Genomic DNA, 13,515 nt, shown 5'->3' on the forward strand with positions numbered 1-13,515 from the left:
GGGCAGATGCCTACTCGATCGAGAAGATCACGGGATAGAGCGGCTGCTCGCCACGATGAGCGTCGATCTCCAAGTCGGGCTGAGCCTCCTCGATGGCGTCGACGATCTCCTGGAAGGCCTCATCGGACAGCTCCTCGCCGGCCAGAATCGTCAGCGCATCGCCCTCCTCTTCCTCCTGCATGCGGTTGATGCAGTCGAGCGTGACCTGCTTAACATCGGAGCCGACCACGTCGATGGAACCGGCAATGATACCCATGACGTCACCGGAGTGAATCGGAGAGCCGTCAGAGGCACTGGAATCGCGCACGGCACGGGTAACCTCGCCATCGCGAACTTCGCTGATGGCGTCGACCATAGCGGCAACGGCGTCCTCGAGCTCGGAATCGGGCAGGACCGCGAACAGTGCGGAGAACGCCTGCGGGACGGTCTTGGTGGGAACGACGGCGACCTTCTTGTCGGTGCAAGCAGAAGCGGCGGCCTCGGCAGCCATGCGGATGTTGCCGTTATTGGGCAGGATAATGACCGAGGTCGCGTTGACCTGGTCCACCGCGCCCAGCAGGTCGGCGGTCGAGGGGTTCATGGTCTGGCCACCCGAGACGATCACGTCGACGCCGAGGGACTTGAGGATATCGGCCTCACCGGAGCCGGCGGCAACAGCGACAAAGCCCAGCGCCTTGGCGGGCTCGGCGGCCTTTTCCTGGTCCTCGTGAATCTTGGCGGTACGGTCGTGGGCCTCCATCTCCATGTTGTGGATAAAGACCTCGTAGATCTGACCAAGCTGCAGCATGTGCTCGAGCACCAGGTTGGGGGTGTTGGAGTGCACGTGGATCTTGTAGTCGGGGTAGGCACCCACGAGCAGCTCGCAGTCGCCCATGGAGCCCAGGAACTTAAGGCACTCGTCCTCGTCAAACGGGGCGTCGGCCTTAAAGAGGAACTCGTTGCAGTAGCGGAACTCCGAGCCCTCCCAATCGTCGTTGGCCTCAATCTCAACGCGACCGAGGGCCGCGTCGCGGGCAGAGCCAGCGGAATCAAACGTGGCGGAGAAATCCTCGACAACGGTGCTGCGGCCAAGCGCGGCGGCGACAAAGTTCTCCAGGAAGATGGCAAAGCCAAAGGCGCCGGAGTCGACCACGCCGTTCTCCTTCAGAACGGGCAGCAGGTCGGGCGTGCGGGCGACGGACTGGTAGGCCTCGACGACGATGGCGTCGAGCGCGTCCTCGGCCGAGAACTTCTTCTTTTCGCACTCGTCGGCCTTGGTCGAGACATCGCGCAGGACCGTGAGAATCGTGCCCTCGATGGGCTTGCGGACGGCCTGGAAGGCGACCTTGACGGCGCGGCGGAAAGCGAAGGCGATGTTGGCGGACGTGATGGGCTCATCGGCAGAAACGAGACCCTCGGCAACACCGCGCAGGATCTGCGAGGTGATGACGCCGGAGTTGCCGCGGGCGCCCATCAGGGAGCCGTGGGTGATGGCGCCGGCGATGGCCTCCATATCGGCATCGGCGGGAAGGGCGGAAAGCTCCTTGGTCACCGAGGCGAGCGTGAGCGACATGTTGGTGCCGGTGTCGCCGTCGGGTACGGGGAAGACGTTGAGCTTGTTGATCTCCTCGGCCTTGTCGGAAACGGCAGCCGCAGCGATCGGAAAACAGGTGCGAATGGTCTTTGCAATCATGGGTATTTGAATCTCCGTTTTCGGATGCTAGTTCAGACGGCTCTTGAGCGCGTCGATGTGGATGCCGATCTTAAGGCTGGCGGGATCGATCTGGGCGATCTCCTGCAGGGTGAAGGCAACGGAGCTCGAAAGATTGTGGCAGACGGACTTCATGTTGACGCCGCTCTCGAGCACGACGTGAAGATCGACCGTAAGGCCGTTCTCGTCGGCGGAGACAAGCACGCCCTTGCGGAGGCGCTGACCGGCAAGCAGGCGCACGCTCTCGGCGCCCTGGAGCTGTTCGGCCATACCGACGACGCCGTAGCACGTCATCGCGGCATAACCGGCAATATCGGCAATAACGTCGTTCGAGACGCTCAGGCTGCCGTTAATGGTCTCAGACACAAGAATCTCCTTATCTGGTGCTCGCGGCACCATCTCGTGGGAGCAATCATTGCAATATTCTACAACGACCGCGCCGTGTTGAGGTGGTGGGCCGCGGGATTACATCCTCGACACGAAATGTTGATATGGCAACGTTCGCGCTAGGAGATCGCGGCATGAAAAAACCCGCCGCATAAGCGACGGGTTTTACAACCTGGCTCCCCGGGTAGGACTCGAACCTACAACAGCGCGGTTAACAGCCGCGTGCTCTACCATTGAGCTACCGAGGAATAGGTGCGTGCTCTCAAGCAACGAAGTTTATTATACGGACGAATCAGCTTAGGGCAAGAACTTTTTTGAGAATTTTTCCGACCTAGTCATTGGGGACGTCCCCAATGACTACATGAAAGCGCCCCCAAGCGGATGTGCTTGAGGGCGCTTCTTGCTTGCGAGGTTAAGACTCGATGTAGTCCTTAAGCTTGCTGGAACGGCTGGGATGGCGGAGCTTGGCCAGAGTCTTGGACTCGATCTGGCGGATGCGCTCGCGCGTGACGCCAAACTCGCGGCCGACTTCCTCGAGCGTACGGGGATGTCCGTCGACAAGGCCAAAACGTAGCTCGATAACCTTGCGCTCACGATCGGCAAGCGAGTCGAGCACCTGGGTGAGCTGCTCCTGCAGCATGGAGAAGCTGGCGGCATCGGGCGGAACGATAGCCTGGGAGTCCTCGATGAAGTCGCCCAGCTGGGAATCCTCTTCCTCGCCGATGGGGGTCTCGAGCGACACGGGCTCCTGCGAGATCTTCTGGATCTCGCGGACGCGGTCGGCACTCATGTCCATCTCGGCACCGATCTCCTCGGGGGTCGGGTCGCGACCCAGGTCCTGAAGAAGCTGGCGCTGCACGCGGACGAGCTTGTTGATGGTCTCGACCATGTGCACGGGAATACGGATGGTACGGGCCTGGTCGGCGATAGCACGCGTGATGGCCTGACGGATCCACCATGTGGCGTACGTGGAGAACTTAAAGCCCTTCTGGTAGTCGAACTTCTCGACGGCGCGAATCAGACCGAGGTTGCCCTCCTGGATCAGGTCCAGGAACAGCATGCCGCGACCGACATAGCGCTTGGCGATGGAGACGACCAGGCGCAGGTTGGCGCTGATGAGCGCCTGCTTGGCCTCGAGACCCACGTTCTCGATACGGGTCAGGCGACGCATCTCGACGCGGGTGAGCTCGATCTCGCCCGCCTCGGCAGCCTCGAGCTTCTCGGTGGCGTCAAGGCCGGCCTCGATCTTCATGGCCAGATCGACCTCTTCGGAAGCGGTCAGCAGGTCGACCTTACCGATCTCCTTAAGGTACATACGAACCGGGTCGCCGGTCAGCATCACCGTGGAGGCATCGATGCCGCGCACGCGCGAACGCGAACGGGACGTTCGCACGGTGCGCTTCTTCTTGCTCTTGGAAGAACCCATCTCGGCGTCGGCCTGACGGGCCATCTTAAGCTCGTGATCGTCGAGCGAGCCGGAATCGTGCTCGTCGTCATCGAAATCATCGGTATCGCTATCGTTATCGTCATCGTCGACGTCCATGGGGGCGTCGTCGTTTCCGCTCGCGGAGATAATCTGGATGCCGCTGTTGCGCAGCGCGGAATACACCGCGTTGAGCTGCTCGTCAGACACATCGATATCCTTCAGGGCGACCTGAATCTCGTCCTCGGTTACCGAAGTCCTGTTTGAGCCGTTGCCCATGAGCTTTGCAACGTAGGATTCCAGCCCAGTACCCGTGCTCTCACTCTTTTTTGGCACAGATTCTCCCTTCATAGTCCACAGGACTCATTACTTTAGCACACACATTGACGTCTATACCCAAAAATCAGACAGGATATAGGCGCAAATACGCTGGTTGACCACAACATCTAGGCCTGATCGGCACCCGTTGTCTCCAAACCGATCAAACGGAACGGGTCAGCCACGCCGCCGATCGACTTTTGGAGCTCGCGCTGGCGCTGAGAATCTTGCATCGCCTGCATCGTCAGCACACGGCGCGCCTCATCGTCGAGCGACCGGTCCTGACGAAGCTTTGCCTGCGCGGCGCGCATGCGGCGCTTGATGGTGTAGAGCTCAAGGGTATCAAGCATAAACACGATGTTCGTCTCGGTGGGATGCTTACTCGTCGACGAAATGCGTCCGGCGCTGACAAGCGACGCTGCCTCGGGACACACCGCGCGCGCCGCATCCATACACGCCGTGGGGTCGGTGCCCGGCGGCGTCGCGAGCACGGCCCATGCGATGGACTCGTGGCGCGGATCTACCCACTCGATCGAGCAGATGCGGTCGGCATACGTGCGGAGCAGGTCGGGATAGCTCGTGAGCATCGTCAGCAGCTCGCGCTCCCCCGCCAAAGACTTTCGCTCCAGGTCGGTCAGCACGATTGGCATCGTCGGCGCGGACGCGCCAGAAGCATCGGCGGCCGGCGCCGCGCCATCCATACCAGCCGGCACATCGATAGGCGGCATATCGTCGACGACCTCGGCCGGCGCGGCCCCGTAGGCCTCAAGCGGCACATAATCATACGGCTCTTCCTCGACCGGTGCGGACACCGGCGGCGTCACCCCCGACGCCCAGACACCGCGAGACACCCCCTGCGAACCTGATGCCCGAACGCCCGCGCTGCCTGCACGCTCGGTTTGCGCCCGCTGGCGCTCGTAGTTCTGCTCGCGACGACGCTCGGCGTCCTCGCGCTTGGCAACATCGCGAAACACACGGCCCGAGCTCGAACGCACCGTCTCCAAGTCCAACCCCAGCAGGTCGGCAATCTGGATAAAGTACGTATCGATCATGTAGCTATTGCGCAGCGGATAGATGAGCGTCAGCGCATCCTCGAGCGCCTTGGCACGACCGCCCGGCGTGGAAATGTCGCTCGACTCCTGCACTGAGCGGTACACAAAGTCCATGAGGGGCTCGGCGGCGTCGATACGCGCCTGCAACGCCTCGCCACCATGCGCGGTGATGAACTCCATGGGGTCGTTGCCGTCGGGAAGCACCACGCAGCGCAGGTCCATCGAATCCTGCTCGATAAACTGAATCGCGCGGCGCGCGGCCTTTTGACCGGCAGCGTCGCCATCGAACATATATACAATGCGCTTGGCAAAACGGGTGAGCGTCTTTACATGATGTTCCGTCAACGCCGTACCCAGCGTGGCGACGACGTTTTTGATCCCCGCCTCCCAGCAGGCGATACAGTCGGTATATCCCTCCACCACGATGGCGGTATCCTGCGCGACGATAAACTCCTTAGCCCAGTTAAAGCCGTAGAGGTTTCGCTTTTTATGGAACACGCTCGTCTCGGCGGTGTTGAGGTACTTAGGCTGGCCGTCGCCCATAATGCGCCCGCCAAAGGCGATGTTATGACCCTGCTCATCAAAGATGGGAAACATCACGCGGTCGTAAAAACGGTCGGCAAGCTGCCCGCGCCCACGGCTCACGGCCACGTTGGCATCGATCATTTCCTGCGGGGTAAAGCCTGCCTGCGACAGATGCGACACCAGCGCGTTGCGACCCGGCGCAAAACCCAGGCAGTAGCGGCGGCAGACGTCGCCGCCCATACCGCGGCTGGCGAAATACTCGCGCGGACGGCTGTCCTTACCGCGCATGAGCATGGTGTGGTAGAACTGGGCGGTCTCGGCGCACAGGTCGTAGATGCGGGCACGCTTGGTGCCGCGCTCGCGATAGGCGCCGGTATCGTGCAGCTCAATGCCGGCACGGTCGGCCAGGTAGCGAATCGACTCAGGGAAGCTCAGGTTCTCGCGCTTCATGATGTAGGTGAAGACGTCGCCGCCCTCGCCACAGCCAAAGCAGTGCCACACCTGCGTGGCGGGGATAATGTGAAACGACGGGGTCTTTTCGCCATGAAAGGGGCAGCAACCCCAAAACTCATGGCCGCGGGGCTTGAGCTCAACCGTTTCCTGCACGATGGCAACCAGGTCGGACGCAGCGCGCACCTGGTCTTTTTCCTCATCGCTAATCACGGATGCTCACCCCCTGCTCACCCAAATGATGACGGATATCGTCAATATTACCCTCGACGGTCGCGATAAGCTCGTCCAGCGAATCGAACACGCGCGACGGGCGCAGCCAACGTGTAAACGCCAGCGAAACCGAGGCGCCGTACAGGTCGCCTGCATACCCGATCAAGTTGGCCTCGAGATGAGCCGAGGCGGCATCGTCGGCATACGTCGGCGGCAGGCCCACGTTGACGGCGGCAGGCCATACGGTATCGTCGACCAGCACCAAGCCCTCGTAGACGCCATCGGCAGGCACCTGAATGCCCTCGGGCACCTGAATATTTGCCGTGGGAAAACCCATGTCGGAGCCCTGGTGACGACCGCCGGCAACAATACCTCGCAGCATATACGGGCGGCCGAGCAGCTCGGCGGCAAGCTCAACATGACCCCGGCGCAGCTCCTGGCGAATACGGGTGGCGCAGATCGTCTGCCCATCGACGCACAGCAGCTCGTGGCCATAGACGTCAACGCCGCGCTCGGCTCCCCATGCCTGCATCTCGGCAACGCCCGAGGCACCGCCGCGGCCCAACCTAAAGTCGCTACCCACGCGAATCGAGCGGATATCGACGACGCGCGACAGCAGCTTAAGAAAGCCTACGTGGTCGAGTGCCGCCACCGCGGGCGTAAAGGGAACGGCCACGACTGCATCGACCCCGGTGAGAGCCAGGGCATGCAGACGGTCAGCCGTCGTCATCAATTTTTGCGCGGGCGTAGGGCTCACCACCACGTCCGGGTCGGGATCGAAGGTGACCACGACCGCCTTGCAGCCATGGTCACGCGCATCGCGAACGACCGCGTCGATCAATTCGCGATGCCCCCGATGCACGCCGTCGAACACGCCGATGGCGATCGACGCGGCACCCAGGCACGCGCAATCATCAAATGCATCGGCGGCGACGATGCGGGCCTCATCCGACTCGCCCGCGAAAAAAATACGCGCGAGCTCGTGGGAGGCCAGCATCATCGAACACCGCCGATCGCCTGCGGAAAGACATGCTCCATAACAAAGCGGCCGCCCTCGATACGGGCAAGCGCCTTGAGCCCGCCATCGAGCACCAGCGCAAACGGCGCCTTCGACGCATCGAAGCTCGCAAGCGCGCGCTCAATAGGAATACGACGTCCGCACAGCAGATCGTCGGCAAGATCACCCGGCAAGTCGACGCGCGTGGCGCCCAGTGCCGCAATGGGATCCAGGGCAAAGCCGGCAGCGGACTCGGCAGAAAGTTCCTCGACCGCATGACAGGCACCGATGGAAACAACACCGGAGGCCGTACGGCGCAATGCAGAAATATGCGCCGCGTTGTCGCAGGCACGACCCAGGTCGCGAGCGAGCGCACGGATATAGGTGCCCTTACTCACCGAAAACGCCACGGTCCAAACGCACGCTTCGCCCTCGCCGCTCACGGCAATCAGGTTAGCGGAGTACACCTCGACCGGACGCGGGGGCAGCGACACGGCATTGCCCTCGCGCGCAGACTTATAGGCGCGCACGCCGTTGACCGAAATGGCCGAAAACGCCGGCGGCACCTGCATCTGAGGGCCCAGCATGGCGCACAGGCGCTCGCGGGCATAGGCCGGATCGCGCAAGTCGGCGGCAATGGGCACTGTGCGGACGGCCTCGCCCTCCGCATCATCGGTATTGGTCTCGACGCCAAACGAAATGTCGGCGACGTAGCTTTTGGTATCGAGCGTGAGCATGCCCAGCAGACGCGTTGCCTGGCCTACGCCCACCACCATGACACCCGATGCCATGGGGTCGAGCGTTCCGGCATGACCGACGCGCCGCTCATGGAGGGCGCGTCGGCATTGCGAAACCACGTCGTGGGACGTGCAGCCCACCGGCTTATCGACGGCGAGCAGCATATTGAGTTGAGAAGGTGTACGACGAGCCATGTACCATCCAAAAAGTTAGAGCTCGACGGTCACCGAAGCGGGATCCTCCCCTACCAGCTCGGCCAGCATGGGAAGTGCCGCGGTGAGCGTCTCGGAAATCGTTCCGGCGTTGGTAAAGCCGGCGGCAGCGTGGTGCCCACCTCCGCCAAAGTTGGCCGCAATCTCGGAAACATCAAGATCGCCCTTGGAGCGCAGGTTGCCGCGCACCTTAGTATCGCCCCCGATGCCCTTAAGGAACAGGCAGACCTCGACGCCCATCACCGAGCGCACCACATCGACCAGGCCGTCGCACTCATCCGAGGTGACGCCGCATTCCTTGAGGTCACTCTCGTACGCGTAGCTATATGCCACGCGCCCGCGCGCGACCGTCTTGATGCGACCCATGACGATGGACTTGAGGTGCAAGAACTCGACACGCATGCTCTGATAGACCTCGAGCGCGACGCGCGCCGGATCGGCACCGTGCGCCACCAGACGCGAGGCGGCATGAAAGGCTGCGGCATCGGCATTCTGATACTGAAAACGACCGGTATCGGTGACCAGGCCGCACAGCAGGCAGGTGGCGATGCTATCGCTTGCGGTAATGCCGCAATCGGCCAAAAAGCGGTCGATAATCATGGCGCAAGCAGCGGCATTGACACACCTAAGGCTGACCTCGGCAAACTCCTCGCGTGCCGGATGATGGTCAAAGCACGCCACGTGGGCCGAACGACGCAGCACCTCGGCGGAATTATTGAGGCGCTCGACGACCGGCACGTCCACCGAGATGAACAGGTCCGGGTTGCCGGTGTAGGCAGATGCCGGCACCAGCAGATCGGAGCCCTCCATAAATCGGTAGATGCGCGGAACGGGATCATCGTCTGCCAGCAGCAGGGCGATGTCCTTGTCGGGGAACACCTTCATAAGCGAAAGGCCCAGGCCCAACACGGAGCCCAGGGCATCGCCGTCGGGAGAGGTGTGACCCGAGATCGCAATGGAGGACGCATCCTCGATGAGCTCGAGGATGCGTCGTTTAATATCTGCAGACTCGCACGAGGCGAGGTCGGCGGAATTAGTCATCTAAAGCTGCCTCCTGGGCGGCATCCACAATTGGGTAGCCGTCCTCGTCCTTTTCGATCGCAAGCGTGGCCGGAACGTTCTCCAGCGCACGCGTGATGCGCTCGGCCTCATCGGTCGAGCGATCGATGCGAAAATCGAGCTCGGGCGTGACGCGCCAATCGAGCGAGCGAGCCAACAGACTGCGAATACGGCCCTTGGCGCTGGCGAGTGCCTCCATGACCTCATCGTAGCGGCTCGCATCGCACGACACGTACACGCGCGCGAACGAACGGTCCACCGCGACCTCGACCGCAGTCAGGGTGACCAGGTCGAGACGCGGATCGGAAACCTCAAAGAGCAGGATATAACCAAGCTTCTCGCGAAGCTGCTCGCCCAAACGGCGGGTTGCCTGCGTTTGCTTCATAGCGCTACCCCCTACTCGGTACGGGCAACCTGGTCGATGCGATAACCCTCGATCTGGTCGCCGGGCTTGATGTCCTGGAAGTTCTCCAGGCCAATGCCGCCCTCGGAACCGCTCTTGAGGCTCTTGGCCTCGTCCTTGTAGTGGCGCATCGAGGCAATCTTGCCGTTGAAGACCACAATGCCGTCACGCACCAGGCGCACGGAATCGGTCGCGGCGATCTCGCCCTCCTCGACGCGGACACCGGCGGCGATGCCGACTTTGGGCACCTTGAAGGTGTCCAGGACGGTCGCGGTACCCGTGGAGACCTCGACCTCGGTGGGCTTGAGCATGCCGATGCGGGCAGCGTCGAGCTCCTCGAGGCACTTGTAGATAACGTCGTAGCAACGGATCTCGACGCCCTCGCGCTCGGCGGCGGAGCGGGCCTTGCCGTCGGGACGCACGCCAAAGCCGATGATGATGGCGTTGGAGGCGTCGGCCAGGACGACGTCGGTCTCGTTGATGGCACCGACAGCGGAGTGGATCGTGTTGATGCGGACCTCGGACTGATCCATCTTGTCGAGCGAGTCCTGAAGGGCCTCGATGGAACCCTGGACGTCGGCCTTGATGATCAGGTTGAGCTCCTTGACCTCGGCGTCGGCGATGGTCTCGAAGAGGTTCTCGAGCGTGACGTGCTTCACGCGGCTCTGCTCCTCGATACGGGCCTTGAGCGAGCGCTCATCGGCCAAGGCGCGAGCCTCGCGCTCGTCCTCGAACACGCGGAACTCGTCACCGGCGTTGGGCACGGACTGCAGGCCCAAGATCTCGACGGCGTCGGAGGGACCGGCCTCGGTGACGGCGTTGCCCTTGGGATCGAGCATGGCGCGGACGCGGCCGTAGGTAAGGCCGGCGACCAGCGTATCGCCCACGTGCAGGGTACCGCGGGTCACGAGAACCGTGGCAACCGAGCCGCGGCCCTTGTCGAGCTTGGCCTCGAGAACGTTGCCGGAGGCAAAGGTGTCCGGGTTGGCCTTGAGCTCGAGCACGTCGGCCTGGAGCAGCACGGTCTCGAGCAGGTCATCGATACCGATCTTCTGCTTGGCCGAGATATTGACGAACATGTTCTGTCCGCCCCACTCCTCGGGAATGATGCCGTACTCGGTGAGCTCCTGGCGCACGCGGTCGGGGTTGGCGCCCGGCTTATCGATCTTGTTGACGGCGACGACGATGGGTACGCCGGCGGCCTTGGCGTGGTTGATCGACTCGATGGTCTGAGGCATGACGCCGTCGTCGGCAGCCACGATCAGGATGACGATGTCGGTCACCTTGGCGCCGCGGGCACGCATAGCCGTAAAGGTCGCGTGACCAGGGGTATCGATGAAGGTGATCTTGCGGTCGTTGATCATGACCTGCGAAGCGCCGATGGCCTGGGTAATGCCGCCCGCCTCGCCGGCAGCGACACCGGTGTGACGGATGGCGTCGAGCAGGCTCGTCTTGCCGTGGTCGACGTGACCCATGACGGTGACGACCGGGGCGCGGGGCTTAAGGTCGGCGGGATCGTCGTAGAACGAGAAGGTGTTCTCCTCCTCGGGGGTGATGATCTTGATCTGACGGCCCAGGTCGTCGGCAACGAGCTCGACGAGGTCGTCGGACATGGACTGCGTCATCGTGAGCGGCGTGCCCAGCAGGAACAGGCGCTTGATGATGTCGTTGGCCGGAACGTCGAGCGCCTCGGCGAGCTCCTGGACGGTAACGCCCTGGGAGACCTTGATGGCGTCGAGCTCCTCGGGGTTCACGCCCTGGGCCAGCGCCTCCTCAATCTTGCGCTCCTCCTGAGCCTTAGCAGCCTCGCGCTCGCGCTTCTCCTTGCGCTTCTTGCGGCGACCGGTGGACTCGCGAGAGGCCTCCTCGACGGCGGCGCGGGCCTCCTCGAGCACCTTCTCGCGGCTGTACTCCTCGGCCTCACGCGCCATGCGGCTGTAGTGGTCCTCATCGTTGCCGTGACCGCCCTTGCGCTTCTTGCCCTTGCCCTGCTTATCGGGGTTGGGGAAGTCCATGCCAGCAGCGACGTTGTTGCTGGCGTTGGTGCGATGGCTGTGCGGACGGCTCTCGGAGGCGTTACGCTCGGAGTTGTTGTCGGAGGCGTTGCGGTCGTTACGACGACCACCGCGACGGTCGTTGTTGCCGCCACGACGGTTGCCGCGCTCGGCGGCACGCTCGGCCTTGGCCTTCTCCTCGGCGTCCTTCTTCTCCTTGAGCACGGTCTCCTGTGCGGCGATCTGGTCAAGCAGCGAACGGAAGCGCGAACCGGAGTCGGAAGCGGGGACGGCGCGGCGCTGGGCCTCGCGGGCGGCCTCCTCCTTCTCGCGGGCAAGGCGCTCCTGCTCGGCCTTCTTCTTGGCCTCGGCCTCGGCGCGGGCGGCCTCCTCGGCAGCCTGGGCGGCGGCGAACTGGCGGCGCTCCTCCTCGCGTGCCTTCTCGGCGGCGATGCGCTCACGCTCGGCCTCGGCAGCGCGCGCTGCCTCCTCGGCGGCGGCTGCCTCCTCCTCGGCCTGCTTGGCGGCCTCGACTTCCTTGGCGCGGGCCTCGATCACCGAGGCGAGCTGCTTGCGGACCATGGCGACGTAAGCGTCCTCCAGAGCGGAGGAAGCGGACTTAGCGGGAATCTTCATTTCGGCGAGATGACCCATCAGTTCCTTGGAGGTCATGCCGAACTCTTTGGCCAGGGTGGACACACGGACTTTTGCCATATGACTTCACCTACCCTTTCTGGCACCTTGGGTGCCTAGAGACTGAACGAGCGTGGGAGATGCGCCGGGACCCGCCCGGCGCGACCGCGCGCTAGATCAGGTCCTCCGCATCATCGAAGGCGTCGGTGTCGTGGACACCGCAGAAACGGGAGCCGGGACGGGCCTGGTTGCGGCACTGGATGCCGTCCTCGGACACGTACTCGCAGCGACGGACGTCGTCGTCCTCCTCGTCACCGATCAAGTCGGCGGCGGGCTCCTCGTGAACGGGGACGTTCTTGAGGATGTCGGCGGCAAGGGTCTCAGACTTGATGTCGATGTGCCAGCCGGTCAGACGGGCGGCGAGGCGGGCGTTCTGGCCCTCCTTGCCGATGGCGAGCGAAAGCTGGTCGTCGGGCACGATAACGCCGGCGTAGGCCTTCTCCTCGTCGATGAGGACGCGGGTGACCTTGGCGGGCGACAGGGCGTTGGCGACGTAGACGGCCGGATCGGCATCCCACAGGATGACGTCGACGCGCTCGCCGCGAAGCTCGCCTACGACGGCACGAACACGGCTGCCCTTGGGACCGACGCAGGCGCCCACGGGATCCAGGCGATCGTCGAGCGAGTGGACGGCGACCTTGGAGCGCTGGCCGGGCTCGCGGGCGATCGACTTGATCTGGACGGTGCCCTCATAGATCTCGGGCACCTCCTGCTCAAACAGACGACGCATGAGCTCGGGATGGGTGCGGGAGATGACGATCGGCGGACGGCTGTGCTCGCCGCGAACCGGCTGCAGGTTGGAGTTGGGGTCGCGGACGTCGATGATCACGGCCTTGATGTGCTGGTTGTGCAGATAGCGCTCGCCCATCGGACGCTCGTTGCGCTCGTTCTCGTAACGACGCTGGTCAAAATGCGGCAGCTCGGCCTCGACGCCATCGCGGATCTTGACGATCGTGAAGTCGGGCGTGGACTGCAGCACGGTACCGCTGATGAGGTCACCGATACGGCCGGAGAACTCCTCGTAGATCTGCTCGCGGGCGGAGTTGCGCACGATGGCGTTGATCTCGGCCTTGGCGTGCTGGGCGGCGATGCGGCTCGTGTTCTTGGGGGTGACGTCGATCTCCTCGAACTCGGTGAAGTTGCCCTCCTCGTCCATGGAATCGTCGATCGGCTCCAGGCGGTAGACGTAGATCTTGCCGGTGGTGCGGTCGATGGTCACCTTGGCGCCCCACTCAAGATGCAGGATCTCGGCATAGCTCTTGGCGAGCGACTGCTCCAGGCGGTCGATCAGGTAGAGCTGGTCGATGTGCCTCTCCTGGCAAAGCTCCATCAGGGCGGACATCATGTCGGATGCTGCCATG

Annotated in this window: 10 protein-coding genes and 1 tRNA gene; all 11 read right to left on the minus strand. The window is 63.2% G+C overall.

What is annotated here, in order from left to right; all coding sequences use genetic code 11:
- Window positions 1-10 precede the first annotated feature (10 nt).
- The 11 genes from I2E13_RS07350 to nusA all read right to left on the minus strand — a co-directional run bounded on the left by I2E13_RS07350 (window position 11) and on the right by nusA (window position 13,514).
- The gene (locus I2E13_RS07350; RefSeq protein WP_006234030.1) at window positions 11-1,672 is read right to left on the minus strand and encodes a DAK2 domain-containing protein; all 1,662 of its coding nucleotides are present in this window, start codon (window positions 1,670-1,672) and stop codon (window positions 11-13) included.
- 27 nt (window positions 1,673-1,699) lie between these two features.
- Window positions 1,700-2,089, minus strand: a complete 390-nt coding sequence (locus I2E13_RS07355; RefSeq protein WP_172674604.1) for an Asp23/Gls24 family envelope stress response protein — start codon at window positions 2,087-2,089, stop codon at window positions 1,700-1,702.
- Window positions 2,090-2,250: 161 nt separating this feature from the next.
- Window positions 2,251-2,325 (minus strand) — tRNA-Asn (locus I2E13_RS07360).
- 164 nt (window positions 2,326-2,489) lie between these two features.
- Entirely contained in the window at window positions 2,490-3,836 is a 1,347-nt protein-coding gene (gene rpoD / locus I2E13_RS07365; protein WP_055251140.1) for an RNA polymerase sigma factor RpoD, read from the minus strand.
- A 110-nt stretch (window positions 3,837-3,946) separates the two neighbouring features.
- On the minus strand, window positions 3,947-6,058 hold the full coding sequence (gene dnaG, locus I2E13_RS07370; protein WP_195404674.1) for a DNA primase: 2,112 nt from the start codon (window positions 6,056-6,058) through the stop codon (window positions 3,947-3,949).
- Window positions 6,051-7,058, minus strand: a complete 1,008-nt coding sequence (gene ribF / locus I2E13_RS07375) for a riboflavin biosynthesis protein RibF (RefSeq protein ID WP_055251144.1) — start codon at window positions 7,056-7,058, stop codon at window positions 6,051-6,053. Before ribF ends, dnaG begins: the two co-directional genes overlap by 8 nt.
- On the minus strand, window positions 7,055-7,987 hold the full coding sequence (truB, locus tag I2E13_RS07380; protein WP_055251145.1) for a tRNA pseudouridine(55) synthase TruB: 933 nt from the start codon (window positions 7,985-7,987) through the stop codon (window positions 7,055-7,057). Before truB ends, ribF begins: the two co-directional genes overlap by 4 nt.
- 15 nt (window positions 7,988-8,002) lie before the next feature.
- Window positions 8,003-9,046, minus strand: a complete 1,044-nt coding sequence (locus I2E13_RS07385) for a DHH family phosphoesterase (RefSeq protein ID WP_195404675.1) — start codon at window positions 9,044-9,046, stop codon at window positions 8,003-8,005.
- On the minus strand, window positions 9,039-9,449 hold the full coding sequence (gene rbfA / locus I2E13_RS07390) for a 30S ribosome-binding factor RbfA (RefSeq protein WP_195362079.1): 411 nt from the start codon (window positions 9,447-9,449) through the stop codon (window positions 9,039-9,041). The genes I2E13_RS07385 and rbfA overlap by 8 nt, the downstream gene beginning before the upstream one ends.
- 11 nt (window positions 9,450-9,460) lie before the next feature.
- Window positions 9,461-12,175, minus strand: coding sequence for a translation initiation factor IF-2 (gene infB / locus I2E13_RS07395; RefSeq protein ID WP_195404676.1), 2,715 nt, complete (start codon window positions 12,173-12,175; stop codon window positions 9,461-9,463).
- Between the two features lie 91 nt (window positions 12,176-12,266).
- Window positions 12,267-13,514 carry a transcription termination factor NusA gene (nusA, locus tag I2E13_RS07400; protein ID WP_195404677.1) on the minus strand — a complete coding sequence of 416 codons (1,248 nt, stop codon included), beginning with the start codon at window positions 13,512-13,514 and terminating at the stop codon, window positions 12,267-12,269.
- Window position 13,515 lies beyond the last annotated feature (1 nt).

This window comes from Collinsella aerofaciens (assembly GCF_015554145.1).
Classification (GTDB): Bacteria; Actinomycetota; Coriobacteriia; order Coriobacteriales; family Coriobacteriaceae; genus Collinsella; species Collinsella aerofaciens_AA.